Source organism: Aurantimonas sp. Leaf443, assembly GCF_001425575.1.
Taxonomy (GTDB): Bacteria; Pseudomonadota; Alphaproteobacteria; order Rhizobiales; family Rhizobiaceae; genus Leaf443.
Window position 1 is genome coordinate 186,266 of record NZ_LMRD01000008.1, and the last position, 25,319, is coordinate 211,584.

The 25,319-nt window shown below is 71.5% G+C and carries 23 protein-coding genes; 4 read left to right on the forward strand and 19 right to left on the reverse strand.

Features of this window, described 5'->3' with window-relative positions; all coding sequences use genetic code 11:
* Positions 1-202: 202 nt before the first annotated feature.
* The 10 genes from ASG48_RS12260 to trpS all read right to left on the reverse strand — a co-directional run bounded on the left by ASG48_RS12260 (position 203) and on the right by trpS (position 9,213).
* A complete protein-coding gene (locus ASG48_RS12260; RefSeq protein ID WP_055850632.1) occupies positions 203-1,168 on the reverse strand; it encodes a hemolysin family protein in 966 nt (321 codons plus the stop codon).
* A 145-nt stretch (positions 1,169-1,313) separates the two neighbouring features.
* Positions 1,314-1,868: an rRNA maturation RNase YbeY gene (gene ybeY, locus ASG48_RS12265; RefSeq protein WP_055850065.1), complete on the reverse strand. Its 555-nt coding sequence runs from the start codon at positions 1,866-1,868 to the stop codon at positions 1,314-1,316.
* A complete protein-coding gene (locus ASG48_RS12270; protein WP_055850067.1) occupies positions 1,868-2,911 on the reverse strand; it encodes a PhoH family protein in 1,044 nt (347 codons plus the stop codon). Before ASG48_RS12270 ends, ybeY begins: the two co-directional genes overlap by 1 nt.
* On the reverse strand, positions 2,908-4,320 hold the full coding sequence (gene miaB, locus ASG48_RS12275) for a tRNA (N6-isopentenyl adenosine(37)-C2)-methylthiotransferase MiaB (protein WP_055850069.1): 1,413 nt from the start codon (positions 4,318-4,320) through the stop codon (positions 2,908-2,910). The genes ASG48_RS12270 and miaB overlap by 4 nt, the downstream gene beginning before the upstream one ends.
* A 168-nt stretch (positions 4,321-4,488) precedes the next feature.
* Positions 4,489-5,331 carry a 1-acyl-sn-glycerol-3-phosphate acyltransferase gene (locus tag ASG48_RS12280; RefSeq protein ID WP_055850071.1) on the reverse strand — a complete coding sequence of 281 codons (843 nt, stop codon included), beginning with the start codon at positions 5,329-5,331 and terminating at the stop codon, positions 4,489-4,491.
* A gap of 28 nt (positions 5,332-5,359) precedes the next feature.
* Positions 5,360-5,887: a ribosomal protein S18-alanine N-acetyltransferase gene (gene rimI / locus ASG48_RS12285; RefSeq protein ID WP_055850074.1), complete on the reverse strand. Its 528-nt coding sequence runs from the start codon at positions 5,885-5,887 to the stop codon at positions 5,360-5,362.
* Positions 5,888-6,031: 144 nt separating this feature from the next.
* Positions 6,032-6,742 (reverse strand): tRNA (adenosine(37)-N6)-threonylcarbamoyltransferase complex dimerization subunit type 1 TsaB, encoded by a 711-nt coding sequence (gene tsaB, locus ASG48_RS12290; protein ID WP_055850076.1) that lies wholly within the window; start codon positions 6,740-6,742, stop codon positions 6,032-6,034.
* 115 nt (positions 6,743-6,857) lie between these two features.
* Complete coding sequence (locus tag ASG48_RS12295; protein ID WP_055850077.1) at positions 6,858-7,436, reverse strand: NifU family protein; 579 nt, start codon at positions 7,434-7,436, stop codon at positions 6,858-6,860.
* Between the two features lie 158 nt (positions 7,437-7,594).
* Positions 7,595-8,086, reverse strand: a complete 492-nt coding sequence (locus tag ASG48_RS12300) for a universal stress protein (protein WP_055850079.1) — start codon at positions 8,084-8,086, stop codon at positions 7,595-7,597.
* Between the two features lie 50 nt (positions 8,087-8,136).
* On the reverse strand, positions 8,137-9,213 hold the full coding sequence (trpS, locus tag ASG48_RS12305) for a tryptophan--tRNA ligase (protein WP_055850081.1): 1,077 nt from the start codon (positions 9,211-9,213) through the stop codon (positions 8,137-8,139).
* A gap of 429 nt (positions 9,214-9,642) precedes the next feature.
* On the opposite strand from trpS, the gene ASG48_RS12310 reads away from it, so the two are divergent.
* Positions 9,643-10,539, forward strand: coding sequence for an alpha/beta fold hydrolase (locus ASG48_RS12310; RefSeq protein ID WP_055850083.1), 897 nt, complete (start codon positions 9,643-9,645; stop codon positions 10,537-10,539).
* A gap of 85 nt (positions 10,540-10,624) precedes the next feature.
* Positions 10,625-11,230 (forward strand): glutathione transferase GstA, encoded by a 606-nt coding sequence (gene gstA, locus ASG48_RS12315; RefSeq protein ID WP_055850085.1) that lies wholly within the window; start codon positions 10,625-10,627, stop codon positions 11,228-11,230.
* A 52-nt stretch (positions 11,231-11,282) separates the two neighbouring features.
* On the opposite strand, the gene murJ is transcribed toward gstA, so the two are convergent.
* The 4 genes from murJ to mutS form a co-directional block, all read right to left on the reverse strand.
* Positions 11,283-12,911 (reverse strand): murein biosynthesis integral membrane protein MurJ, encoded by a 1,629-nt coding sequence (gene murJ, locus ASG48_RS12320; protein ID WP_055850087.1) that lies wholly within the window; start codon positions 12,909-12,911, stop codon positions 11,283-11,285.
* Positions 12,912-13,025: 114 nt separating this feature from the next.
* Positions 13,026-15,881: a [protein-PII] uridylyltransferase gene (locus tag ASG48_RS12325; protein ID WP_082529441.1), complete on the reverse strand. Its 2,856-nt coding sequence runs from the start codon at positions 15,879-15,881 to the stop codon at positions 13,026-13,028.
* Between the two features lie 198 nt (positions 15,882-16,079).
* Complete coding sequence (locus tag ASG48_RS12330) at positions 16,080-16,394, reverse strand: hypothetical protein (protein ID WP_055850089.1); 315 nt, start codon at positions 16,392-16,394, stop codon at positions 16,080-16,082.
* A gap of 227 nt (positions 16,395-16,621) precedes the next feature.
* On the reverse strand, positions 16,622-19,303 hold the full coding sequence (gene mutS / locus ASG48_RS12335) for a DNA mismatch repair protein MutS (RefSeq protein ID WP_055850091.1): 2,682 nt from the start codon (positions 19,301-19,303) through the stop codon (positions 16,622-16,624).
* A 257-nt stretch (positions 19,304-19,560) separates the two neighbouring features.
* Here mutS and ASG48_RS12340 point away from each other — a divergent pair, with 257 nt between their 5' ends.
* Positions 19,561-19,836, forward strand: a complete 276-nt coding sequence (locus ASG48_RS12340; protein WP_055850093.1) for a hypothetical protein — start codon at positions 19,561-19,563, stop codon at positions 19,834-19,836.
* Between the two features lie 155 nt (positions 19,837-19,991).
* Here the strand turns inward: ASG48_RS12340 and ASG48_RS12345 are convergent, their stop codons facing one another.
* The 5 genes from ASG48_RS12345 to ASG48_RS12365 all read right to left on the reverse strand — a co-directional run bounded on the left by ASG48_RS12345 (position 19,992) and on the right by ASG48_RS12365 (position 24,706).
* Complete coding sequence (locus ASG48_RS12345; RefSeq protein WP_055850642.1) at positions 19,992-20,837, reverse strand: GNAT family N-acyltransferase; 846 nt, start codon at positions 20,835-20,837, stop codon at positions 19,992-19,994.
* Positions 20,838-21,066: 229 nt separating this feature from the next.
* The gene (locus tag ASG48_RS12350; RefSeq protein WP_055850095.1) at positions 21,067-22,059 is read right to left on the reverse strand and encodes an MDR family oxidoreductase; all 993 of its coding nucleotides are present in this window, start codon (positions 22,057-22,059) and stop codon (positions 21,067-21,069) included.
* Between the two features lie 102 nt (positions 22,060-22,161).
* Positions 22,162-22,668, reverse strand: a complete 507-nt coding sequence (lspA, locus tag ASG48_RS12355) for a signal peptidase II (RefSeq protein WP_055850097.1) — start codon at positions 22,666-22,668, stop codon at positions 22,162-22,164.
* Complete coding sequence (locus ASG48_RS12360; RefSeq protein WP_055850099.1) at positions 22,665-23,531, reverse strand: RNA methyltransferase; 867 nt, start codon at positions 23,529-23,531, stop codon at positions 22,665-22,667. Before ASG48_RS12360 ends, lspA begins: the two co-directional genes overlap by 4 nt.
* On the reverse strand, positions 23,528-24,706 hold the full coding sequence (locus tag ASG48_RS12365; protein WP_156381601.1) for a class I SAM-dependent methyltransferase: 1,179 nt from the start codon (positions 24,704-24,706) through the stop codon (positions 23,528-23,530). Before ASG48_RS12365 ends, ASG48_RS12360 begins: the two co-directional genes overlap by 4 nt.
* Positions 24,707-24,792: 86 nt before the next feature.
* On the opposite strand from ASG48_RS12365, the gene ASG48_RS12370 reads away from it, so the two are divergent.
* On the forward strand, positions 24,793-25,272 hold the full coding sequence (locus tag ASG48_RS12370; RefSeq protein ID WP_055850103.1) for a carbon monoxide dehydrogenase subunit G: 480 nt from the start codon (positions 24,793-24,795) through the stop codon (positions 25,270-25,272).
* The last annotated feature ends 47 nt before the right edge of the window (positions 25,273-25,319 follow it).

Below are 25,319 nucleotides of genomic sequence, written 5' to 3' on the forward strand. Positions count from 1 at the left end.
GACGACCTCTCTCAACGGTCCCGGACGACCATCGCGCCGTCGAGACGGGCGCCAAGGCCCGTCCTCTCTAGCCAAGCCGGACCGCACCCTCAAGAAAAGAGGATGCGGGGCTTGCGCGGGGCCGGCGCGAAAGGCCGCTGCGGCGCCCCTTGCGAAGACCCGCAGGCGCGACCGGCGGGACGATCGCCCGCCCCGTCCCGCGCTAGGCGTCGGGCGACTGGCCGAGCGCCTCCACGATGCGCCGCCGCTTCTCGCCCGAGCGCAGGCGCACGATGCGCAGGCGCCGCACGCGGCGCGGATCGGCGTCCAGCACCTGGAACTCGAAGCCCGGCACCGCCTGCACCACCTCACCGCGCGCCGGAATGCGCCCGAGTTCGGAGAAGAGCAGGCCCCCCACCGTGTCGGCCTCGTCGCGATAGGCGTCGATGTCGAAGTCCTCGCCGATGACGGCCCGCACGTCCAGGAGATCGGCGCGCGCGTCGGCGTAGAAGATGCCGTCGCCCCGCTCCACGATCATCGCGGCCTCGTCGTCGTGCTCGTCCTCGATATTGCCGACGACCATCTCGATCACGTCCTCGAAGGAGACGAGACCGTCCGTGCCGCCATATTCGTCGATGACGAGGGCCATCTGCGTGCGCGTCGCCTGCATCCGCGCCATGAGGACGGCGGCCCGCATGGAGGGCGGCACGAAGAGCACCTTGCGCAGGATGCCGAGCTCGCTGACGCGGCGCGAGAGGTTGATCTGGCGAAGGTCGAGCGGCGGGCCGGCGGGAGCCGCCGCGCCCGGCGGGGCGGCGGGCGCGGGCAGGCCGTTCGGCAGGCGGTAGCCGGCGGGGCGCGGCGACTTGGCGATCTTGCCGATGACGTCTCGGATGTGGATCATGCCGCGCGGGTCGTCGAGGCTCTCGCCGTAGACCGGCATGCGCGAATGGCCGCTCGCCTCGAAGAGGCGCAGGAGCTCGCCGAGCGTGGCGCTCGCCTCCACCGCCTTGATGTCGGCGCGCGGGATCATGATGTCCTCGACGCGCACTTCGCGCAGCCGCAGGATGTTGTTGAGCATCGCCCGTTCCTCGGGCGAGAAGGCGCCCTCGCCGGCCTCGGGCTCGGACAGGGCCTGCGTCAGGTCCTCGCGGGCAAGGCTCGGGAGGCGCGGCCTCAGCCGCCGCATCAGACCGCCGAGGAAGCGGCGGTCGCCCCGCCCTTCCCCGCCGGTCCGACTTCGGTCCTCGGGAACGCCGCGTTCGGCCGCGCCTTCGGCGGCGGCGTCCCGGCTGCGGCCGGGCACGGGGACATCCATCGTCATGGTCACGCTTTCAAGCTCTCTTCGCGTTTCTCGCGGGCGCCTCTTCGGCCGCCTCGCCATAGGGATCGGGAATGCCGAGACCGCGGAGGATCTCGATCTCGAGCGCTTCCATCGCCTCCGCCTGCGCCTCGACGAGATGGTCGTGGCCGATAAGATGCAGGAGGCCGTGCACGAGAAGATGGGTGAAATGATGGGCGAAGGGCTTGCCCTCGCTCCGCGCCTCGCGCGCCACCGTCTCGTGGGCGAGGATCAGGTCGCCGAGAAGCGGGCCGGGCACGTCGCCGACGGCAAGCTGGACGAGCGGGAAGGAGAGGACGTTGGTCGCCTTGTCCTTGCCGCGCCATTCGGCGTTCAGCGCGCGCACCGTCCCGTCGTCGGCCAGCGTGACGGAGAGTTCGCTCGCGAGACCCGCCGGCATGCGGGCGCTTTGCAGCGCCGCCTCGATGGCGCGCCGCGCGAAGGCCTCGAGGTCGCCGAGCCCCTCGCCCTCCCAGGCCTCGTCCTCGACGCCGAGCGCCAGGGCGAGATTCGGGAAGGCGGCGGATCGTTGGTCTCCGTCGGGCATCAGGCGTCCGCGGGACGCGTCGCGGCCACGCGGGCGCGCACGTCCTCCTCGTAGGCCTCGACGATCGCCTGGACGAGCGGATGGCGCACCACGTCCTTGGCCTCGAAGCGCACGGTGACGACGCTCGTGACCGGCTCCAGGATGCGCAGCGCCTCCACGAGGCCCGACTTCTGGCCGGGCGGCAGGTCGACCTGGCTCGGATCGCCGGTGACGATCATGCGCGCCTTCTCGCCGAGGCGCGTCAGGAACATCTTCATCTGCATCGAGGTCGTGTTCTGCGCCTCGTCGAGGATGACGGCGGCATTGGCCAGCGTGCGCCCGCGCATGAAGGCGAGCGGCGCGATCTCGATGGCGCCGGCGACGAGCAGGCGCTCGACCTTCTCGGCGGGGATCATGTCGTAGAGCGCGTCGTAGAGCGGGCGCAGATAGGGGTCGACCTTGTCCTTCATGTCGCCCGGCAGGAAGCCGAGGCGCTCGCCGGCCTCGACGGCGGGACGCGACAGGATGATGCGGTCCACCTGCCCGCGCTCCAGGAGCTGGGCGGCGTGGGCGACGGCGAGATAGGTCTTGCCGGTGCCGGCCGGGCCGATGCCGAAGACGAGCTCGGAGCGCTCCATCGCCCGCATATAGGCGTCCTGCGTCGGAGTGCGGGCATGGATGGTCCGCCGGCGCGTCGAGATCTGGGCGAGCGACAGGCGGCCCTTGGCCTCCAGCGTCGGCAGCACGAGCTGGTCGTTCTCGGCGATCGCCATTCGGATGGCGCCCTCGACGTCGGACTGGCCGATGTCGACGCCCGTCTGCAGGCGGGAATAGAGATGGTCGAGCGCCCGGCGCGCCTGGCTGCAGGCAGTGGCGTCGCCGCGGATCTCGACCTTGTTGCCGCGCGCGCGCGCATCGACGCCGAGCTTCTGCTCGATCAGCGCGAGATGCTCGTCGAACTGGCCGAACAGGGCCGAGGCCAGGCGGTTGTCCTCGAAGGACAGGGCGATATGGGCCATGTCCGACGCGCCGGAGGCCGGCGCCACGCCTCGCACTGCCTTCATGCCGTCAACCTCGCGGGGGCTTCGTCGGGATGGGCGCCTTCGGCGACCAGGGAATTGGTCAGCGTTCCGGCGATGGTCACCGTCACGACGTCGCCGATCGCGCCGGCACCGGCCGGCAGGACGACGGGCTGCAGATAGGGCGAGCGGCCGACGAGCTGATGCGCGTAGCGGCCGGGCTTCTCGACGAGGACGGGCAGCGCCGCGCCGACGAGGCTCCGCGCGAAACCGTCCTGCTGCTCGCGGATCAGCGCGTTGAGGCGCGCGAGCCGCTCGGCCATGACGCTCTCGGGCACATGATCGGGAAGGTTGGCGCCCGGCGTCCCGGGCCGGGGCGAATATTTGAAGGTGAAGGCGCAGGCGTAGTTCACCGCCCGCACCAGGTCCATCGTCGCCTCGAAATCGGCCTCCGTCTCGCCGGGGAAGCCGACGATGAAGTCGCCCGACAGGGCGATGTCCGGCCGTGCGGCGCGGATGCGATCGAGGAGCGTCCGATAGTCCGCCGCCGTGTGCCGCCGGTTCATCGCCTTCAGGATGCGGTCGGAGCCGGACTGCACGGGCAGGTGCAGATAGGGCATGAGCGCCGGCAGGTCGCCATGGGCGGCGATGAGATCGTCGTCCATGTCGCGCGGATGGGAGGTCGTGTAGCGCAGGCGCGCGATGCCCGGAATCCCGGCCAGCGCGCGCAGGAGATGGGCGAGCCCGACCGTGCCGCCCGCCGCGTCGCTCGAGGACCAGGCGTTGACGTTCTGGCCGAGCAGCGTCAGCTCGCGCACGCCGGACGCGGCCAGCCGGCGGGCCTCGTCGAGGACCTGCGCGAAGGGACGCGAGACCTCCGCGCCGCGCGTGTAGGGCACGACGCAGAAGGTGCAGAACTTGTCGCAGCCCTCCTGCACGGTAAGGAAGGCGGTGACGCCGCGCGCGCGAATGGCGGCCGGCTCCGTGGCCGGCAAGTGCTCGAACTTGTCCTCCAGCGCGTAGTCGGTGTCGACCACCTTCTCGCCGCGCGAGACGCGCTCCAGCGCCTGCGGCAGGCGGTGATAGGTCTGCGGGCCGATGACGAGATCGACGATCGAGGCCCGCTCAATGATCTCGGCGCCCTCGGCCTGCGCCACGCAGCCGGCGACGCCGACGGTGAGCGGGCGACCCTCGCGGGCGCGCTCGGCCTTCAGGACGCGGATGCGGCCGAGCTCGGAATAGATCTTCTCGGCGGCGCGCTCGCGGATGTGGCAGGTGTTGATGAGGACGAGGTCGGCATCCTCGATCGTCTCGGTCGTCCGGTAGCCCTCACCCGCCAGCGCATCGCCCATGCGCTGCGAGTCATAGACGTTCATCTGGCAACCGTAGGTCCGGATATGGACCTTGCGGGCATTGGACCGTGTGCCGATCGTGTCTTCGCGTGTGTCGGTCATGCGCCCTTCAAAGACCTGCCCGTCGGACGGGTGCTCCCACCCCGGACAGAAGCGGCCGCCCGCCGCGGATGGAAGTTCCGCGCGGAGCGAACTTGCAGACAGGCCGCCCGTTACGCGCTCATACCGTGCGACCCTTCCTCTCCTTCTATATCACGCCGGGATGGCGGCTTAGCAAGTCGGGTCTTTTGCGGATGGCGAGACGGTCGGGGTCGCCTGCCCCGGCGCGCGGCCCGACAGCGCCTCGGCGAGCGCCCGGGCCACCGCCCGCTCGGCGGTCGCCGCCACGAGCTTGCGGTTGGAGGCGGCGGTGAAGGGCATCGGCTCGCAGAAGCGGATCTCGGCGTCGATGGCGCCCTCCTTCAGGAAGGCGAGGAGATGGGGGCCGAGCGCCACGTCGCCGGGCCAGGCGGCGATCGGGCGGGCGTAGCGCCCGAGCGGCAGGCCGTTCGCCCGCGTGTAGGCGATGGCCGCGGGCTGGACCATCACCGTGTCCGCGCCCGAATGGGCGAGCGCGGCCTGCGCGGCGCCGAAGAGCGAGGTCTTGAAGGGCAGGACGAGATTGCCGTTCGAGGTCGTGCCCTCGGCGAAGAGCACCATCGCGTCGCCCGCGCTCATGCGCCGGGCGATGGCATCAGCCTGGTGCCCGGTGCGCCGGCGCGCCTCGCGCTCCACGAAGACGGTGCGCTGGAGGCGGGCGAGCAGGCCGAAGCCCGGCCAGCTGCGCACCTCGGCCTTGGCGATGAAGGAGATCTCGGCCGCCGCGCCCATGACCATGATGTCGGCCCAGGACTGGTGGTTGGCGGCGATGAGCAGCGGGCGCCCGCGCGCCGGCGCGCCGACGACGGTGACGCGCAGGCCCGCGACGCGGCAGGCGACGCGATGCCACAGGCGCGGCAGGCGGGCGGCCAGCGGCCAGCCCCGGCGGGTGGCGAGGAGTTGCAGCGGCATGAGCAGAAGCGTCATCGCCACGAGGACGGCCGCCACCAGCGCGACGCGCAGCTTTCCGATCACGGGCGGCCCCCCGAAGGGACCGGCGCTCTCAGCGCTCGAAGGTCCGCTTCAGCACGAAGGCGCTGGTGCGCCGGCCGTCCTTGCCCTTGTAGTAGGCCGGCCGCCGGCCGACCTCCTCGAAGCGCAGCCGGGCGTAGAGCTTGCGGGCGGGGATGTTCTCCTCGTCCACTTCCAGGAACAGCGAGGTCGCGCGCTCGGCATGGAGATGGCGCAGCACGGCGTCCATCAGCATGCGGCCGATGCCCTGGCCGCGCGCGCCCTTTGAGACGGCGATGGTGAGGATCTCGGCCTCGTCTTGCGTCAGACGCGCGAGGACGAAGCCCAGAAGCGCCCGCCGCGTGCCGCCCGTCGGCTTGACCACGAAGCCGAAGCTGCCGGACTGGCGCAGGAGCGCGGCCAGTTCCTCGCCCGTCCAGGCGCGGTCGAAGGCCTGCGAATGGATCTCGGCGGCCTCGTCGAGATCGGCATCCTCGAGCGGGGCGACCTGCGGCGGGCCGCCGCCCGTCAGTCCTTCCCAGAAGGACAGGGTCCAGACAAAGGGCAGATACCAGTACATCGCTCCCTCTCCTCCCCGTCGCGCCTCGATATCCGCGACCCCTCGCCGGCAGAAGCTCCTCCGCCTCGCCCGGCCGCCTTGCGGCGCTCCACACCAATATAGCGAGAAATCCTTTCCGGCCTACGAAGGGCCGGGCCCGGCGGGTCACGATGCCGCCCCCGGACCGGCGGCCCCGAACAGGCCGGAGGGCGCCGGCGGCTTGGCGTCGGCCGAGCGCAGGTAGAGCGGTCGCGGCGGGCCGTCCGGGGCGCGCGCGGCGCACAGGCGCGCGAGCGCGGCGATCTCGACGCGCGCGGCCTCGAGGCCGATCTCGCAGCGCCCGGGGCCCAGATGCTCGCATGCCACGGACGCGCCGGAGCCGACGAGAAGCAAGGGCTCGCCCTTGCCGAGGGCGCCGCCGACGAACGCCTCCAGCGCCGTCGGCGCGATCGCCGCGGGAGGCGCGAGACAGGCGCCTTCGCTCGCATAGAGCGCCACATGCAACTCGCCGCGCTTGGCGTCGAGCACCGAGAGCACGGCGCGCCCGCGCGCGCGATAGGGCGCGGCCATCGCCTCCAGCGTGGTGACGCCGACCGCGGGAATAGCGAGCGCCAGCGCCAGCGCCCGCACGGCCGAGACGCCGACGCGAACGCCGGTGAAAGAGCCGGGACCGACCGTCACGCCCAGCCGGCCGAGATCGCCGTAAGCGACGCCGGCCTCCGCCAGCGCCTCGGCGAGAAGGCCCATCAGCGCCTCGGCATGGCCCTTGGCCATCGGCGGCTCGCGCAGCGCCAGAATCGCGTCCGAACGCGCGTCGAGAAGGGCGAGCGAGCAGCGGTCGAAGGCCGTGTCGACGGCAAGGACGAGAGAGGACATGCGAGGCTCTATCGGCGCTCGGCGCGCGCGCCGCAAGCGTCTTGCGCGGGCGCGGCCGCAAGGGATCGCGCCCTTGCCTCGGGCGTCGCGGGGCGATGTGGCGGCGAGCTGCGGCTCAGGCCGCCTCCACCGCCTCGACGGTCTCCACCTCGGGCACGAAATGGCGCAGGAGGTTCTGGATGCCCTGCTTCAGCGTCGCCGTGGAGGACGGGCAGCCGGCGCAGGAGCCGCGCATGTTGAGATAGACCGTGCCGTCGCGGAAGCCGCGGAAGGTGATGTCGCCGCCGTCCTGCGCGACGGCCGGGCGCACGCGCGTCTCCAGGAGTTCCTTGATGGTCGCGACCGTGCCGGCCTGTGACTCCTCGAAGAACTCATCGCCGTCGTCGGGCACGTGCACGCCGCCGTGGCGATGCGCCATGACCGGCCGGTCCGACATGAAATGTTCCATGATGACGGCGAGGATCGCCGGCTTCAGGTGCTGCCACTCGGCGCCCTCGCGGGTGACGGTGATGAAGTCGTAGCCGAAGAACACGCCCGTGACGTTCGGCACCGCCATGAGGGCGCTGGCGAGCGGCGAGCGCTCGGCGGCGTCCGCCGTGTCGCGGAACTCGGCCGTGCCCTCTTCCAGCACGACCTTGCCGGGCAGGAATTTCAGCGTCGCGGGGTTCGGCGTCGCTTCGGTCTGGATGAACATCGGGCCAATCCTATCGCGTCTGTGGGGCGGGCCGCGCCTGACATGTCGGCGCCCCGGCGGGCGGGCCCGCCGGGCCCCAGCGCCGGCCGGCCTCCCGCAGCCATGCCTTGAGATAGGCGCAGCGGGCGGAGCGCGCAAGAACGCCCGCCGTCCGATCGTCAGCAGAGGCTGGCGATCTCCTCGTCGGTGAGCGAGGCGGGCACGATGGTGACGGGGATCGGGAAGGCCGCGCCCTTGCCCGCGACGGAGGAGACGAGCGGTCCCGGGCCTTCGGAGGATTCGCTGGCGGCCAGAACCAGGATGGCGATCTCGCGGTCGTTCTCGATCAGCGCGTCGATCGCCTCGATCGCCTTGCCCTCGCGCACCACGAGCTCGGATTCGATGCCGACGCTCTCGCGCAGGTCCTCGGCCACCCTGGAGATGCGCGCCTGCGCCTCCTCGGCCGCCTCCGCGCGCATGATCTTCTCGACGCCCAGCCAGTGCTGGAAGTCGCCGGGGGCGATCACGTAGAGGAGGACGCAGCCGCCGCCGCTCGCCTTGGCGCGCCGCGCCGCATAGGCGGCGGCACGGCCGCATTCGGGCGTGTCGTCGATGATCGCGAGGAACTTGCGCTTGCCGCCGGCATCCCGGCCAATTCGTTTCGATACCATGGCGGCAAGATGGCGAAAGGCGGACGCTCCGGCAAGACGGAGCGTCGCCCTCAGCCGTGCAGGAAGCCGACGATGGACTTCACGTCCCGCATCGTCGCCTCGGCGATGGCGCCGGCGCGCTCGCCGCCATCCTTCAGCACCGCGTCGATATGGCCGGGATCGGCCTCCAGGCGCCGCATCTCTTCCGTGATGGGCGAGAGGACGTGGACGGCGAGATCGGCCAGCGCCGGCTTGAAGGCGGAGAACTGCTGGCCGCCGAACTCGGCGAGGATCTCGGCCACGGGGCGCCCGGCGAGCGCGGCGTAGATCGAGACGAGGTTGTCGGCCTCCGGCCGGCCCTTCAGCCCCTCGGCTTCCGAGGGCAAGGCGTCCGGATCGGTCTTGGCCTTGCGCACCTTGCGCGAGATGGCCTCCGCATCGTCGGTGAGGTTGATGCGCGACAGGTCCGACGGGTCGGACTTCGACATCTTCTTCGAGCCGTCCTTGAGGCTCATCACGCGCGTCGCCGCGCCCTCGATGAGCGGCTGCGTCACGGGGAAGTAGCCGCGCGCGGGAGCGGCGTCCGGCGCCTCGGCCGGCAGGTCCGTCGTGAGACCGAGCGCCTCGATGCGGGCCGCGAAGTCGTTGTTGAACTTCACCGCGATGTCGCGCGTCAGCTCCAGGTGCTGCTTCTGGTCGTCGCCCACCGGCACGTGCGTGGCCCGGTAGAGGAGAATGTCGGCGGCCATCAGCGAGGGATAGGCGAGAAGGCCGAGCGAGGCGTTCTCGCGGTCCTTGCCGGCCTTCTCCTTGAACTGCGTCATCCGGTTCATCCAGCCGATGCGCGCCACGCAGTTGAACACCCAGGCGAGCTCGGCATGGCCGGAGACGCGGCTCTGGTTGAAGACGATGTGGCGCTTCGGGTCGATGCCGGCGGCGAGGAAGGCGGCGGTGATGGAGCGCGTCTGGCCGGCGAGATCCTCGTGCACCAGCTGGGCGGTGATCGAATGCAGGTCCACCACGCAATAGAGGCAGTCGTGGCTCTCCTGCAGCGTCACGAAGCGGCGGATGGCGCCGAGATAGTTGCCCAGATGCAGGTTTCCGGTGGGCTGGACGCCGGAAAAGACGCGGGGGGTGATGGCGGACATGGACAGGCTCCGGGGCGAGGCGGCAGGGCCCCGTCGGCGAGGATCATGGGCGCCGGTTCATGGCAGAGCAGGGCATCGCGATCAAGCGGGCGGGCGGGGCTCCGCGAGATCCCGGCGATGGTCCCAGGGATCTTCGAGGACCGCCGGGCTGCCGCAGGGCTCGCGGCGGGGCGCCTCCCCGGAAGCGGACGCAATCGTCCGCCGGGCGCGCCCCTCGTCGCCCAGCGCTCGAATTGGCCGAGCGGCGTGTCGGCCAGGAGCGCCAAGCCGAGCGCACGCCCGGACCGTTCGATGGCGCGGTCGCAATCGTCGACGAGGAGGGCGCAACGGGCGAGGCGGCATGTCACGGCGATTGTCGGGGCCTCGGCCGTTTCATCCGGCACACCGTGCCTTATCTGCGGCGGGAGGAACTGGGAAAGGGCCTTGGCCATGCAACGATCGATCGAGGTGACGGTGGCGGGATCGCGGCAGACGGTGGACTGCGACGAGAGCGGTTCGGGCGAGACGCTCGTTCTCCTGCCGGCCCTCTCCACCATCTCGACGCGCCGCGAGATGGCCCCGCTCGCCGAACGCCTGTCGCAGCGCTTCCGCACCCTCGCCTATGACTGGCCGGGCTTCGGCGACGCGCCCAAGCGCCGCGCCGACTGGGCGCCGGCCGATCTCTGCGCCTTCCTCGAACAGGCGCTCGCCGCGCTGCCGGCCCCGCCCAAGGCCATCGTCGCGGCGGGACATGCGGCGACCTACGCGCTTCGCCAGGCGGCCGAGCATCCCGGCAGCGTGGAGCGGCTCGTCCTCGTCGCGCCCACCTGGCGCGGGCCCTTCCCGACCATGCTGAAGGACCGGCGCCCCCCCTGGCTCGCGCGCCTTCGCGCCGCGGTCGACGCTCCGCTCGCCGGCCAGGCGCTCTACCGCCTCAATGTCAGCGGCCCGATGATCGCCAAGATGACGCGCGAGCACGTCTTCGAGGACGAAGCCTTCCTGTCGGGCGCCCGCATGGCCGAGAAGAGGGCCGTGACCGCGGCGAAGGGCGCCCGCCACGCCTCGGTGCGCTTCGTGACCGGCGCGCTCGATCCGGTGACGAGCCGCGAGGCCTTCCTCGATCTCGCCCGGCGCGCCGGCGTGCCGATCCTCGTCGTCCTCGGCGAGGGCTCGCCGGCGAAGTCGCGCGCCGAGATGGAGGCGCTGGCCGCCCTGCCGGGCGTCGCCACGCTGCGGCTCGCCAAGGGGCGCCTGTCGCTGCACGAGGAGTTTCCCGACGCGGTGGCGGCGGCGATCGCGCCGTTCCTCGCGGGCGAGCCGACGTCCGGCGGGCACGCGCGACGCTGAACGCTGCGTCTTCGGCCGGGCGCGTTGCCAGCGCGCGAGGCGCCATGCGAGGGGTCGGGCCCCGAAATCGGCAGGATCCCTTTCCATGAAGCTCTACTACAAGCCCGGCGCCTGTTCGCTCGCGCCCCATATCGTGGCGCGCGAGGCGGGCGTTGCGATCGACCTCGTCCCGGTGGATCTCGCCCGCAAGGAAATGCAGGACGGCGGCGACTACACGGCGGTGAACCCCAACGGCTACGTGCCGGCGCTCGACATCGGCGAGGGGCCGGTTCTGACGGAGGCCTCGGTCGTCGTGCAGTATATCGCCGATGCCGGGCCGCAGAGCGGCCTGATGCCGCCGGCGGGCGAGACGGCGCGCTACCGCGCCCAGCAATGGCTCGCCTTCGTGGCGACGGAGCTGCACAAGGGCTTCAGCCCCTTCTTCAAGCCGAACACGCCGGAGGCCACGAAGACCGCGCAGCGCGAGCACCTGACGCGGCGTCTCGGCTTCCTCGACGCGGCGCTGGCGGATCGCACCTACCTGATGGGCGAGACCTTCACCGCGCCCGACGCCTACGCCTTCACCGTGCTGCGCTGGGCGCCGGCGGCCGGCCTCGACGTCTCGACCTTCCCGAATGTCGCGCGCTTCATGGCGGCGGTCTCCGCCCGCCCGGCCGTCAAGGCCGCGCTCGCCGAGGAAGGAATCGCCTGAACGGCCCGCGAGCCCCGGCGCCATAGGGCGCCGGGGCCGCGCCGGCGGGTCGTCAGGGCTTGCCGGCGGGCCTGGCCTTGCCGCGCCGGCGCTTCAGGAGGCCCGTCACCATCGTGCGGTCGACGGCGCCCGTCGCCAAGACGAGCCCGAAATAGGTCGCCATCGCCGCCGCGATCAGGATGGCGAGCGCGGCGACCTGCAGATGCAGCGGCGCGCCCGAGCTCATCCACAGGCCGAACTCATCCTTCAGGTAGAGGAGGAGGAGGCCCATGAGGAGCGAGGAGAGGAGGACGAGCGAGGCCCGCTTCATCAGCTGGCGGTCGATCGCCCAGAGCCCCTTGCGCCACAGGCCGTGGAAGAGAAGCAGCGCGTTCAGCCAGCCGGCGAGCGTCGTGGCCAGCGCGATGCCGTCCTCCTCCATCCACCAGAACAGGAGGACGGAGAGGACCGTGTTGGCGCCGGCCGACAGGAGCGTGACGACCATGGGCGTGCGCGTGTCCTCGCGGGCGAAATAGCCGGGCGAGAAGACCTTGATGAGCACGAAGGCCGGCAGGCCCAGCGCGTAGAGCCCGAGGACCGAGGCGACGAGGCCCGTGGCGGCCGGCTCGAAGGCGCCGCGCTCGTAGATGACGCGGATGATCGGTTCGGGGATGACGAAGAGCGCGACGGCCGCCGGCAGCGTCAGGAAGAGCGCGAATTCCAGGCTCCGGTTCTGCGTATGCTGCGCCTCGGCGAGGCGCCCGCCCTTCAGCGCGCGGGCAAGCTCGGGCAGGAGCACGACGGCGATGGCCACGCCCACCATGCCGAGCGGCAGCTGGTAGGGCCGGTCGGCATATTGCAGCGTGGAGACGGCGCCCGGCTTGAAGGAGGCGATCGCCTGGCCGACGAAGAGATTGATCTGGGTGATGCCGCCGATGAGGGCGGCCGGTCCCGCGAGCACCAGGAGGCGCCGCAGCCCCTTCGTCCAGCACGGGCGCCGCAGCTGCACGGAGAAGCCGGCCATGCGCATGGCGACCGTCACGGTCGCGAGCTGCGCGAGGCCGGCCACCAGAACGCCCCAGCTCATCAGGAAGCCCAGCCGCGTCGTGTCGGCGCCCTGCCACAGGCCGTAGGCGAGGACGGCGATGAGCACGATGTTGAGGATGGTCGGCGCCACGGCCGCCGCGAAGAAGCGGTGGAAGGCGTTGAGGATGCCCGAGACCATCGCCATCAGCGACATGCAGGCGAGATAGGGGAACATGATGCGCGAGAAGAGCACCGTGATCTCGAAGCGCTCCGCGCAGGAGAGGACGTTGCCGCCGAGCGAGGGATCGTCGACGCAGGCCCCGAGTCCCGGCGCGATGATCGTGCGCACCAGGCTCGGCATGAAGATCATCGCCGCGATGGTCAGGACGGTCAGGACGACGAAGAGCGTGGAGAAGATCTCGCTCGCGAAGTCCCGCGCGCCGCCCTCCCCGTCCTCCTCCAGCGAGCGGGCGAAGAGCGGGATGAAGGCGGCGTTGAAGGCGCCCTCGGCGAAGAGCCGGCGGAAGAGGTTCGGGAAGCGGAAGGCGAGGTTGAACGCGTCCGCCACCGGCCCGACGCCGAGCGCGGAGGCCATCATCATCTCGCGCCCGAAGCCGAAGACGCGGCTGAAGAGCGTCGCGCCGCCGACGGTGGCGAACTTGGCGAGTAGTCCCATGAATGCTCTCGTGCCGTTTCCGGTGGGTCGGCCGTCGGCCCTTGAAGGGCGCGACGGCGAGGGAGCGGCGCGGGGTCCGGCCGCCCCGGATGGCGCGGCTTACAGCACCGGGCCTCAGCCCGCCATGCCGAAGGCGCGCGTGGCCGGCATCGGCAGGGGCGAGGAGGCCTCGCCGTCCGGGTTCTCGAACACCGCCTCCAGCCGCCGCTCGATGCGCTCGGCCCGCGCCTCGCTGGAGATCTTCGCGCCCACGAGGTCGGTCACGTAGAAGACGTCGACCACCTTCTCGCCATAGGTCGAGATGTGCGCGGACTGGATGTCGAGATTGAGGTCGGAGATCGCGCCCGTGAGGTCGGAGAGGAGGCCCGGCCGGTCCAGCCCCTCGACCTCGATGACCGAGAACTTGTTGGAGAGCTCGTTGTCGATGGAGACGCGCGGGGGGCGGGTGAAGAGCTCGTGCGCGCGCGTCGGCTTGCGGCGGGCGATGAGGTCGGGCATCGCCTCCTCGCCGCGCAGGATCTTGGCGATGCTGGCGCCGATGCGCTGGGCGCGGCGCAGCTCGTCGCTGTCGTCGACGAATTCGCGGTTCAGGGTGAGGAGGTCGAGCGCGCGCCCGTCGGTCATGGTGAAGACCTGCGCGTCGGCGATGTTGGCGCCGGCCGCCGCGCAGGCGCCGGTGATGATCGACAGGAGGCGGGGATGGTCGGGCGCCAGAACCATCATCTGCGTGCGCCCCTGGAACGCGTCGGTCGAGACCTCCACGGCGAGCGGCTGGCCGCCGGTGCCGGCGCCGCGGATGAACTCGGCATGGCGCACCTGCTCGTCCAGCGAGGCGGTCAGGTAGTAGTTGGGATAGTGCAGGTCGAGATAGGCCTGCCGCTCGCCCTCGGCCCAGCCCGACAGGCGCTCGCCGAGCCGCATCTTGGCCGCGTCCAGCCGCTCCTGGCGCGTGGTGCGCGTGAAGCCGCCGGTCAGCGTCGGCTCGGTCTCGAAATAGAGCGTGCGCAGGAGCTGGCCCTTCCAGCCGTTCCACACGCCCGGGCCCACGGCCCGGATGTCGCAGACGGTCAGGACGGTCAAAAGCCGCAGGCGTTCGAGCGTGCGCACATGCTCGGCGAAGTCGAGGATGGTCTTGCGGTCGGAGAGGTCGCGCTGCTGGGCCGTCATCGACATGACGAGATGGTCCTGCACCAGCCAGGCGACGAGTTCGGTCTCGCGCGCGTCGAGCCCGAGGCGCGGGCAGAGTTCGCGCGCGATGGCCGCGCCCGCGGTCGAGTGGTCCTGCGGGCGGCCCTTGGCGATGTCGTGCAGGAGGAGCGCCACGTAGAGGACCGTGCGGTCCTTCAGCGAGGCCATGAAGTCGGTGGAGACCGGCAGCTCGGTGCCGAGCCGCCCCTGCTCGATCTCCGAGAGAACGGCGATCGAGCGCAGGAGATGCTCGTCCACCGTGAAATGGTGGTACATATTGAACTGCATCATCGCCACGATGCGCCCGAATTCGGGGATGAAGCGGCCGAGGACGCCGGCTTCGTTCATGCGGCGCAGATGCAGCTCGGGATTGCGCCGGTCGGTGAGGACGTCGAGAAAGAGGCTGTTGGCCTCGCGGTTCTCGCGCAGGGCGCCGTCCACGAGGCGCAGCGAGCGGCGGATGAGCTTCAGCGCGTCCGGGTGGTATTCGAGGTCGTGCATCGCCGCGAGGCGGAAGATGCGGATGAAGTTCACCGGGTCCTTCTGGAAGACGGTGCGCGAGGCGACGTTGATCCGGTTGTTGTCGATGTGGAAGTCGATCGTGCCGGGGATCTTCTTGGCGCGGCTGCGCAGCGAGCGCACGAAATTGCGAAGGCCGGGCGCCTCCTTGGCGTGCTCCTCCTCCAGGACCGCGCAGAAGATGCGCGTGAGGTCGCCGACATCCTTGGCGATCAGGAAGTAGTGGCGCATGAAGCGCTCCACGTCCTTCTGGCCGGGATGGGTGTTGTAGCCGAGGCGCTTGGCGATCTCGGGCTGCACGTCGAAGGAGAGGCGCTCCTCCGCCTTGCCGGTGACGAAGTGCAGGTGGCAGCGCACGGCCCAGAGGAAATCCTCCGCCTTGCCGAAGATGCGCGCCTCGCGCCGCGAGAAGACGCCGGCCTCCACGAGGTCGTCGCGCGCGTTGACGCGGTAGTGGTACTTGGCGATCCAGAACATCGTGTGCAGGTCGCGAAGGCCGCCCTTGCCCTCCTTCACGTTCGGCTCGACGAGATAGCGCGTGTTGCCGAGCTTGGCGTGGCGGGCGCCGCGCTCGGCGAGCTTGGCGGCGATGAAGTCCTGGCTCGTGCCGGCCACGACCTCGGCGTCGAAGCGCGTGCCGAGCTCGAAGAACAGCGCCTCGTCGCCCGCCACCAGCCAGCGCTCCAGGATGGAGGTGCGGATGGTGAAGTCGGCGCGGGCCAGCCGGATGCATTCCTCGACCGTGCGCGAGGCGTGGCCCACCTTGAAGCCGAGATCCCACAGGACATAGAGGAGATATTCGGCGATCTGCTCGCTCAGCGCCGTCTGCTTGTAGGGCAGGAGGAAGAGGAGATCGATGTCGGACCCCGGCGCCAGCGTGCCGCGGCCGTAGCCGCCGACGGCGACGATGGCGATGCGCTCGCCGCTGGAGAGGTTCGAGGACTGGCAGACGTGGCGCAGCGCATAGTCGTGGACGGCGCGGATCAGCGCGTCCTGCAGGGCGGCGAGGCGCTGGGCGCACAGGAGGCCGCCGCCGTCGCGAAAGAGGAGTTCCTCGGCGATGCGCCGCCCGTCGCGGATGGCGAGCTTGAGGCGCGCGAGAAGGGCGGCCCGCGCCTCCTGGCCGGCGCCGCCGGCCGGATCGGCGGCGGCGATCGCCTCGAGGTCGCGGCTGAGCGCCTCGGCATCGAGAAGGGGCGCGAGAAGCCGCTCGTTCGGCCCGCTCTGATAGGACAGGGAAGACGGCGCCGCCAGCTTGTTCATCGATCGGTCCCGGCCCCTCACGTGACGGAAAGCGGCCCTATAGACCATTTGCGGCCAGGGCGCGAGAAAACGCCGGCCCCCGCGCGCGCCTGGCCCGAGGATCGGCCGGCGCGCCTTGCCGCGGCCTGACCTGCCACGCGAAAAGGCCGCCCCGAAGGACGGCCTCTTGCGCGACCATGTCGAATGCCGGCGCCGGTCTTACTGCGCGTCGACCGGGTTGGGCTGCTGATCGTTGGTGATCGCCTCCTCCTGCGCGTCGTTCTCCGGCTGGGAGGGCGACTTGTAGAAGTCGGCGCCCGAGCCCGGCACGAGGATGCCGCCGTCGTCGTCGCTCTCTGGCGGGACGATCTTGGGCATGTCGGAGGAGATGCTGTTGGTGGACATGGTGTCGACGCCCGACATGGCGGGGGCGACGGGCTCGCCTTCGGCCTGGGCCTGCGAGTTCTGCGCATAGGCGCTGGTGGCGAGGGGCGCGAGCGCGATCAAGGCGAGGGCTGCGAGGGTCTTGCGCATCTGTCTGCTCCTGAATCTCTGGTCTTCGATGACAGGGGGAGAGTTCGCTGTTCGTCCTTCTGCGGGTCGCCTGCGCCGGTCGGCCCACGGCAACCATCCGGGGAGGAAATGGGGGGCGCGACAATTCGTTCGCGATCAGAAATTCACAAGCCTGTGAGCACCTGCGCAAACGCCTTCGCGCCCGCGTGTGCCCTCGGCCACGGTCCCGCTCGCGGCTGCGTCAAGGCTCAGCGCCCGGCGACGGCCTTCAGCCGGTAGAGCGCCTCCAGCGCCTCGCGCGGCGTCAGAGCGTCGGGATCGACGGTGCCGAGCGCTTCCCACAGGGCTGCCGCCGCCGGCGGGGCCTTGGGCTCCTCGGCCCGGGCGAGGGCTGCGGAGAAGAGCGGCAGATCGTCGACGACGGCGATGCGCCGCCCGCCCGAGCCGCCCTTCTCCAGCTCGGCCAGGACATGGCGCGCGCGCGCGACGACGGCGGCCGGAAGCCCCGCGAGCCGCGCCACCTGGATGCCGTAGGAGCGGTCGGCGACTCCGGGCTTCACCTCGTGCAGGAAGACCACCTCCCCCTGCCATTCCTTCACGCGCATCGTGGCGTTGGAGAGCCGGCCGAGCTTGGCGGACAGCGCGGTCATCTCGTGGAAATGCGTGGCGAAGAGCGCCCGGCAGCGGTTGACCTCGTGCAGGTGCTCGACGGCGGCGAAGGCGATGGACAGACCGTCATAGGTGGAGGTGCCGCGCCCGATCTCGTCGAGGATGACGAGCGAGCGCGGGCCGGCCTGGTTGAGGATCGCCGCGGTCTCGACCATCTCGACCATGAAGGTGGAGCGCCCCTCGGCCAGATCGTCCGAGGCGCCGACGCGGCTGAACAGGCGGTCGACGACGCCGATCCGGGCGCGGGCCGCCGGCACGAAGGCGCCGATCTGCGCCAGCACGGCGATCAGCGCGTTCTGGCGCAGGAAGGTGGACTTGCCGCCCATGTTGGGGCCGGTCAGGAGCCAGATCGCGCCGTCCCGCGCGCCCGGCGGCGGGGAGAGGTCGCAGTCGTTGGCGACGAAGGGATCGCCCGACCCCGCCTTCAAGGCCGCCTCCACCACGGGATGGCGCCCGGCCTCAATGCGGAAGGCGGCGCTTTCGTCGAGCTCGGGCGCGCACCATTGCGCGGCGACGGCCAGATCGGCGAGAGCCGCCGAGACGTCGAGGACGGCGAGCGCGGCGGCGCCCTCCTGAAGCGCGCCGGTAGCCGCGGCCACGGCCTTTTCCATCGCGTCGAAGGCCTCGAGTTCGAGGCGCAGCGCCTCGGCGCTGGCGCCGGCGATGCGGCTTTCGAGATCGGCGAGTTCCACGCTGGAGAAGCGCATGGCCGAGGCCATGGTCTGGCGGTGCGAGAAGGTGGCCCTCGCCTCGCCCGTCGTCAGCGGACCGGCCTGCGCCTCCGGCACCTCGATGAAATAGCCGAGCACGTTGTTGTGCTTGATCTTGAGGGAGCGCACGCCCGTCGCGGCGGCGTAGCGCGCCTGGAGTTCGGCGACGACGCGGCGCGAATCCTCGCGCAGGGTCCTCGCCTCGTCGAGCGCGGGCAGGGCCCCGGCGCGCACGAAGCCGCCGTCGCGCCGGGCGGGCGGCACCTCGGGCGAGAGGAGCCCGTCGAGAAGGGCGAAGAGATCGCGCGGCAGGCCGGCAAGGCCGGCGCGCGCGGCGGCAAGCTCCGCCGGCAGGTCGAGGCCGGCCAGATGCGCCTCGATCTCGAAAGCCGCCGCCAGCCCGTCGCGCAGGCAGGCGAGGTCGCGCGGGCCGCCGCGCTGCAGCGACAGGCGCGAGAGGGCGCGCTCGGTGTCGGGCAGGCCTTTCAGGAAGGCGCGCAGGCGCGTGCGCGCCGCCGTCTCCGCCACGAGGAAGGCGACGCTTTCGAGCCGCGCCTCGATGGCGGCGACGCCGGTGAGGGGTGCGGCGAGGCGGGCGGCGAGAAGCCGGGCGCCGGCGCCCGTCAGCGTGCGGTCGATGGCGCCGAGCAGGCTGCCCTGGCGCTTGCCGGAGAGCGTGCGCGTCAGTTCCAGCGAGGCGCGCGTTGCCGGGTCGATGGCCATGACCGAGCCGGCCTCGACCTTGCGCGGGCGCTTCAGCGCGGGGCGCGCGGCGAGCTGCGTCTTGCCGAGATAGGCGAGGAGACCGGCGGCGGCGGAAAGCTCGGCGCGCGAGAAGGCGCCGAAACCGGCGAGCGTCGAGACGCCGTAGAAGTCGCAGAGCCGCTCGCCGGCCGTCGCCCCCTCGAAGAGCGCGGCGGGCTCGGGCCGGGCGCGGCGCCCGAGGCGCGCGAAGAGCGGGCGGAAGGCCTCGTCGTGGAAGAGCGCGTCGGGCAGCACGAGTTCGGCCGGGTCGATGCCGGCGATGTCGGCGGCCAGCGCCTCGGCGCTCGTCTCCTGCAGGCGGAAGTCGCCGGTGGACAGGTCGGCGACGGCGATGCCGAAGGCGGCGCCCTGCCCCTGGCCGCCGAGCCGGGCCAGCGTCATCAGCTCGTTCGGCCGTCCGGGCTCGAGCAGCGTCTCCTCGGTGATCGTGCCGGGGGTGACGACGCGCACGACGTCGCGCCGCACGACGGACTTGGAGCCGCGCTTCCTCGCCTCGGCCGGGTCCTCGACCTGCTCGCAGACGGCGACGCGATGGCCGAGCGCGATGAGGCGGTTGAGATAGTCGTCGGCCGAGACGACGGGCACGCCGGCCATCGGGATGTCTTCGCCAAGGTGCTTGCCGCGCTTGGTGAGCGAGATGCCGAGCGCGCGCGAGGCCTCGGCCGCGTCCTCGAAGAACAGCTCGTAGAAATCGCCCATGCGATAGAACAGGAGGCAATCGGGATTGGCCGCCTTGATCTCGATATATTGCGCCATCATCGGCGTCGGAGCGGCGGCCTGGTCCATGGCGGCGGTCGGAAATCCTCGATCTGGCGCCGGGCGGGCCGGCGCCCCGATGCTCTAACCGCCGGCCGGCGCTTGCGAAAGCCCCGCGCCGCGCGCGCAGGACCCGTCGGCGGTGCGGAACGGCGCTGCAGCGCGCGCCGTTGCAGCGCGGCGACGGCTGCGCCATCTTAAGGCCCGTCAGGCTGCGTTCATCCGCTTGGGGCTATGAGGGCTCCTTCGGGTCGTGCGGCCCGCGCATCAAGGGACGACGACCGACCATGCCCAGGACCCTCAAAGCCACGCTCTTCGCGCTCGCCGCCGCCGGGGCCCTGTGGATGAGCCCCGCGGCCGCGCAGAACGTCTTCGACTACGCCGTCTCGCACCCGACCGACAATGCCCACCTGCCGCAGCCGCCCGCCCCCGGCGATTCGGTGCCGCAGTCGGTCTCGCTCGTGAAGATCGAGGGCAACGATTCGCTGGCTTACTTCTATTATGACGGGCGCCCGGTCATCGTGGACCTGAAGACCCGCTCCGTCGTGCGCGTCGGCCAATAGGCGGAGCGCCGGCGTCGGGTCGCGGTCCCTGTCGGGAAGACGGTGGGGCGGCCGGCGGTCCGGCGGTTGAACCCTTTCGACCGGCGAGCACGGCCGGCGACGGGTCGGGCGCGCCCCGCCGTCGCATATGGATCTCGGCCCCTGCCCCGCTCGGTTCAGGCGGCGAAGCGGCCGGCGTCGGCGCCGTAATGGCCGATATAGCGCGGGTTGATGCGCTCGCGCGGCAGGACGACGAGGACGTCGGTCGTGCCGAACTGGTGGTCCACCACCGCCCCTTCCCCGACATAGCCGCCGAGGCGCAGATAGCCTTTCAGGAGCGGCGGCAGGGCGGCGAGCGCGCGGCGCGCATCGCCGCTGGCCACGCCCTCGTCCAGGAACGTGCCGCGATTCTCCTGCGCGCGCACGTGCCATTCCGCGGGCGCGGCGGCGTTCTCGCGCAGGAAGGCGAGCGGCTGGGCGAGCGCGTCGGGATCGGTGCCGGCCAGCGAGGCGCAGCCGAAGAGCGCATCGATGCGGTGCTCCAGGACATAGGCCCAGATGCCCTGCCACAGGAGCTCGACCGTGCGCTTGCCGCGATAGTCCTTCAGCACGCAGGAGCGGCCGAGTTCCAGGAAGCGCATGCCGGCATGGCGGGCGAGAAGCGGCGCGATGTCGAATTCCTGCGCGGTGTAGAAGCCGCCGGCCAGCGCCGCGCGCTCGCCCCGCAGGAGCCGGTAGGTGCCGACGATCCTGTCCGAGGCCTGCCCCGGCCGCGCCGTGTCGATGACGAGGAGATGGTCGCACCAGCGGTCGAAGGCGTCGCTGTCGCGATGCGTCATGCGCTGGAGCGCCGAGGGGCGGGCGGCCATCTCCTCGTAGAAGACGTGGTAGCGCAGCCGCTGCGAGGCCTTCACCTCGGCCACGGAACGGGCGAGGCGCACCTCCAGCGAGCCGATGCGCCCGAGAAGCGGCGCGGCGCCGAAGCGCGTCGGCCGGTTAAGGTCCGGCAGCGCGTCCCTCATGGCGTCACCGAGGCGGGCCAGGAACGGACCGAAGAGATCGGGGCGACCCTTCGCGACGACATCAAGCATCTCGAACCTCCGGCGTCGGGCCTCCAGCCTTGCCCCAGCGCTCTAAGGCCCCATGACGAAGATTTGATGACGCCGGCGCGCCGGCGCAAGTCCGCCATCGCGTCTGCCTCCGAAGAGATCGGGCGCCGGATGTCGGGCCGCCCTTCGCCGTCCGGTCCGGTCACGCCATGTCCACCGCGACGCGGCCGCGCACGCGCCCGTCCACGATCGCATGCGCGGTCTCGACGATCTCGTCGAAGCCGATCCGCGTCGTCATCGCGTCCAGCCGGGCGGGGTCGAGGTCGCGCGCCAGCCTGTCCCAGGCCTCGAGCCGCAGCGCACGCGGCGCCATCACGCTGTCGACGCCCAGGAGCGAGACGCCGCGCAGGATGAAGGGCGCCACGCTCGTCGGCAGGTCCATCCCCTGCGCGAGGCCGCAGGCGGCCACCGCGCCCCCGCGCGAGGTCTGGGCGAGGACATTCGCCAGCGTGTGGCTGCCGACCGCGTCGACGCCGGCGATCCAGCGCTCCTTGCCGAGCGGCTTGCCGGGCTCGGAGAGTTCGGCGCGGTCGAGGATCTCGGCGGCGCCGAGGCCCTTGAGATAGTCCGCCTCCTGCGGCCGGCCGGTCGAGGCGACGACGTGCCAGCCGAGCCGGGCGAGGAGCGCGACGGCGACCGAGCCGACGCCGCCGGCGGCCCCCGTCACGATCACCGGCCCGTGCGACGGGACGAGGCCCGCCCGCTCGAGCGCCAGCACGCAGAGCATGGCCGTGTAGCCGGCGGTGCCGATCGCCATGGCCTGCAGCGGCGTGAAGGCCTGCGGCAGCGGCACCAGCCACTCGCCCTTCAGGCGCGCGCGGCCGGCATAGGCGCCGTAATGCACCTCGCCGACGCCCCAGCCGTTGAGGACGACGCGGTCGCCCGGCGTCCAGGCCTCGTTGCGCGAACGGATCACGGTGCCGGCGAGGTCGATGCCGGGGATCATCGGCCAGCGGCGCACCACGGGCGAGCGGCCGGTGATGGCGAGCCCGTCCTTGTAGTTGACGGTCGTCGCCTCCACGGCGATGTCGACGTCGCCGTCCATCAGGTCGTCAGGCGTCAGCGTCACCACGTCCACGGACTGGACCTTGGCCTCGTCGCGCGAGATCAGGATCGCCTTGAATTCGTCCGCCATGGCCTGCGCCTCCTCCCGGCCGGCCGCATCGAGCCGGCGCGGCCTTGTCGCCCTACCAGGGCTCGTTCGTCTCTCCGGCACAGAGCGCGAAGAGGCGCCAAGTCAAGCCTTGCGGCCGTCCTCGCCCGCCACGGCGCGCGCGCGCCGGGGCGCCAGCACGAACTCGTCGAAGAGGATGAAGGCCGCGCCGACCGAGATGAAGGCGTCGGCGAGATTGAAGACGGCGAAGGACCAGACGGGCGTGTGGAAATAGACGTAGTCCACGACATAGCCGAGGAAGACGCGGTCGATGAGGTTGCCGATGGCCCCGCCGACGATCATCGCGAGGCCGAGATGGGAGACGAGGCGCTCGCGCGGGGTCTTCCACCAGACCCAGAGGACGGCGACGAGGACGAGGCCGGCCAGGAGCGCCAGCCACAGGTCGTCGAGGCCGGAGAACATGGAGAAGGCGATGCCGGTGTTGCGCGCGTGGTAGAGCGACAGGAAGGGCAGGAGCTCGATCAGGTCGCCGAGCGGCATGGTGGCGACGACGAGCCACTTGATCGCCTGGTCGGCGAGGACCGCGACGAGGACGAGGAGCAGATTGCGGGCGAAGAGGGTCTTCGTCAAAGCGTCAGCGCCTTCCGTCGGGCCTCGAAGATCATGATGCCGGTGGCGACCGCGAGGTTCAGGCTGTCGGCGCGTCCGGCCTGGGGAATGCGCACGAGCGTGTCGCAGGCCGCGGCGAGCGTCGGCGAGAGGCCGGCCTGCTCGTTGCCCATGAGAAGGACGGCGGGCCTGGCGCCGTAGTCGGGCGTGCGGTAGTCCACCGCCCCTTCCATGTGGGTGCCGGCGACGAGGCCCTTGAAGGTGGAGCGGAAGTTCAGGAACTCGGCCTCCGTGACGCGGGCGATGGGCACGGCGAAGATCGAGCCCATCGTGGCGCGCACCGTCTCCAGCGCGAACGGGTCGGTGCATTCGCCCACGAGCGCGACGCCGCAGACGCCGGCCGCGTCCGCCGTGCGCAGGATCGTGCCGAGATTGCCGGGATCGCGCACCCGGTCGAGCGCGACGAGGAGGCCGCCCGCGGCGGGCGCCATCCTGTCGAGCCGCGACAGGCGGCGCCGGAAGACGCCGACGGCGCTCTGCGGGTTGTCGCGCCGCGTGATGGCCTCCAGCACCTTGGCGCTCGCCTCCACGAGGTCGGCGCCTGCGGCGACCGTGCGCGCGGCGGTGCGCGACAGGAGCTCGCCCGACAGCGCCGCCTTGCCGACGACGAGCGTCTCGATCTCCCAGCCGGCGTCGAGCGCGTCGATGACGAGCTTCAGCCCCTCGGCGAGGAAGAGCCCGGTCTCGTCGCGATGCTTCTTCTGGCCGAGCGCGCGGATGTCCTTGACGATCGGGTTTGAGACGCTGGCGATCTCCTTCACCCGGCCGGGGGCCTTCGTGGGCTGGTGCGGGGGTCTTGCGCCGGTCGGCGCCCTGTCGGTCATGGGGTCGGGGTCCAGCGTGAGAAGAGCGAGGTGGAGAGGAGGCGCGGCTCGGCGCCGGCCTCGCGGATGAGGAGTTCGCCCGCCTCCACCGTGCCGCCGGCGCCCCGGAAACATTCCTGCATCAGGGCCGAGAGGCCGTAGAAGGACGAGCGGATGGAATAGGCGGTGAGGATGACGAAGAGCGGCCGGGCTGAGAGGAGCGCGCGCATCAGCGCCATGAGATAGGGCAGGTCGTCGAAGATCTGCCAGACCTCGCCCTTGGGCCCGCGGCCGAATTTCGGCGGATCGAGGAGGATGGCGTCGTAGCGGCTGCCGCGCTTCACCTCGCGCTCGGCATAGCGCACCGCGTCCTCGCAGATCCAGCGGATCGGCCGGTCGGCAAGGCCCGCGAGATCCTGGTTCTCGCGAGCCCAAAGGATCGCCTTCTTCGAGGCGTCGACATGGGTGACCTCGGCGCCGGCGCGCGCGGCGAGAAGCGAGGCGAGGCCCGTATAGCCGAAGAGGTTGAGAAGCCGCACCGGGCGCCCGGCGCGCTCGATGGCGCCCGCCGCATAGGACCAGTGCGCCGCCTGCTCGGGAAAGACGCCGACATGGCGGAAGGAAGTGAAGCGCCCGTGATAGGAGAGCCCGTCCTGCAGGAGCGGCCAGGTCTCGCCGAGCGGCTCCTTCGGGAAGCGCCAGCGCCCGGCGCCCTCCTCGTCGATGTCGCCGGTGAAGATCGCGTCGGCGCCGTCCCAGTCCCGCGCGGCGAGCCGGCGCAGCCAGATCGCCTGGTTCTCCGGGCGGCGCACGGTAAGCGGCCCGTAGCGCTCGAGCTTCTCGCCGGCGCCCGAATCCAGGAGCGCGTAGTCGGGCGAGGGTTCGAGCGTCAGGATGACGGGGGCGACGCTTGCGGGAAGCGCTCCGGCGGGCGCGGGCAGGACGAGGCGTTCGGGCGCGGTCCCGGCCGGCGCCGGGTTTCGGGCCTCCGGCCGCGCATCCGCGCGCGGGCCGGGCTTTGCCGCGCGCGAGGGCGCCTCGCCGCCGGGACGATGCTCCCGCGGCCCGCCCGTCCTGTCGCCGCGGCCCGCCTTCGAGGCCGGTCCCCGTTCCGGCCGCCGCACTCGCGCCACGCCCCGACCTCCATCCTTCTTTGGTTCAAGGGGCTCCTTAGCGCTTCCCCTTCGCCTTGGCAAAACCGGTAAAAGGGTCAAGACATGACGCAGCACGGCCGCACCCGCCGCTCGCGGCACCGGCCGGCCAACAAGAGGGAGGACGCATCATGGATCTCAAGGGCGAATACCGCCTGCCGGCACCGCGCCAGACCGTGTGGGAGGCGCTGAACGACCCGGACGTGCTCAAGAGCTGCATTCCCGGCTGCGAGAGCCTGGAGATGACCGGCGACAACCAGATGGCGGCGACGGTCGTCACCAAGATCGGCCCGGTCAAGGCCAAGTTCTCCGGCGAGGTGCGGCTGGAGGACATCGTGGCGCCGGAAGGCTACTCGATCGTCGGCGAGGGCAAGGGCGGCATCGCGGGCTTCGCCAAGGGCGGCGCCAAGGTGCATCTGGCCGAGGACGGGCCGGAGGCGACGATTCTGACCTACACGGTCGAGGCGCAGGTCGGCGGCAAGATCGCCCAGCTCGGCGGCCGCCTGATCGATTCCACGGCCAAGAAGCTCTCGGCGCAGTTCTTCGACTGTTTCGCGGCCAAGGTCTCGGGCGGCACCGCCGGCGCCGAGCCGCTCGGCGAGACGGCCTGAAACCCACTCTCCCGGCCTGTCGACGCCAGAAGGGCCGCCCATGCGCG

Coding starts and splice junctions, on each gene's coding strand:
- ASG48_RS12260 (WP_055850632.1), bottom strand. CDS start 1,168: ATGCGGCGGCTGAGGCCGCGCCTCCCGAGCCTTGCCCGCGAGGACCTG.
- ybeY (WP_055850065.1), bottom strand. CDS start 1,868: ATGCCCGACGGAGACCAACGATCCGCCGCCTTCCCGAATCTCGCCCTG.
- ASG48_RS12270 (WP_055850067.1), bottom strand. CDS start 2,911: ATGAAGGCAGTGCGAGGCGTGGCGCCGGCCTCCGGCGCGTCGGACATG.
- miaB (WP_055850069.1), bottom strand. CDS start 4,320: ATGACCGACACACGCGAAGACACGATCGGCACACGGTCCAATGCCCGC.
- rimI (WP_055850074.1), bottom strand. CDS start 5,887: ATGTACTGGTATCTGCCCTTTGTCTGGACCCTGTCCTTCTGGGAAGGA.
- tsaB (WP_055850076.1), bottom strand. CDS start 6,742: ATGTCCTCTCTCGTCCTTGCCGTCGACACGGCCTTCGACCGCTGCTCG.
- ASG48_RS12295 (WP_055850077.1), bottom strand. CDS start 7,436: ATGTTCATCCAGACCGAAGCGACGCCGAACCCCGCGACGCTGAAATTC.
- ASG48_RS12300 (WP_055850079.1), bottom strand. CDS start 8,086: ATGGTATCGAAACGAATTGGCCGGGATGCCGGCGGCAAGCGCAAGTTC.
- trpS (WP_055850081.1), bottom strand. CDS start 9,213: ATGTCCGCCATCACCCCCCGCGTCTTTTCCGGCGTCCAGCCCACCGGA.
- ASG48_RS12310 (WP_055850083.1), top strand. CDS start 9,643: ATGCAACGATCGATCGAGGTGACGGTGGCGGGATCGCGGCAGACGGTG.
- gstA (WP_055850085.1), top strand. CDS start 10,625: ATGAAGCTCTACTACAAGCCCGGCGCCTGTTCGCTCGCGCCCCATATC.
- murJ (WP_055850087.1), bottom strand. CDS start 12,911: ATGGGACTACTCGCCAAGTTCGCCACCGTCGGCGGCGCGACGCTCTTC.
- ASG48_RS12325 (WP_082529441.1), bottom strand. CDS start 15,881: ATGAACAAGCTGGCGGCGCCGTCTTCCCTGTCCTATCAGAGCGGGCCG.
- ASG48_RS12330 (WP_055850089.1), bottom strand. CDS start 16,394: ATGCGCAAGACCCTCGCAGCCCTCGCCTTGATCGCGCTCGCGCCCCTC.
- mutS (WP_055850091.1), bottom strand. CDS start 19,303: ATGGACCAGGCCGCCGCTCCGACGCCGATGATGGCGCAATATATCGAG.
- ASG48_RS12340 (WP_055850093.1), top strand. CDS start 19,561: ATGCCCAGGACCCTCAAAGCCACGCTCTTCGCGCTCGCCGCCGCCGGG.
- ASG48_RS12345 (WP_055850642.1), bottom strand. CDS start 20,837: ATGAGGGACGCGCTGCCGGACCTTAACCGGCCGACGCGCTTCGGCGCC.
- ASG48_RS12350 (WP_055850095.1), bottom strand. CDS start 22,059: ATGGCGGACGAATTCAAGGCGATCCTGATCTCGCGCGACGAGGCCAAG.
- ASG48_RS12360 (WP_055850099.1), bottom strand. CDS start 23,531: ATGACCGACAGGGCGCCGACCGGCGCAAGACCCCCGCACCAGCCCACG.
- ASG48_RS12370 (WP_055850103.1), top strand. CDS start 24,793: ATGGATCTCAAGGGCGAATACCGCCTGCCGGCACCGCGCCAGACCGTG.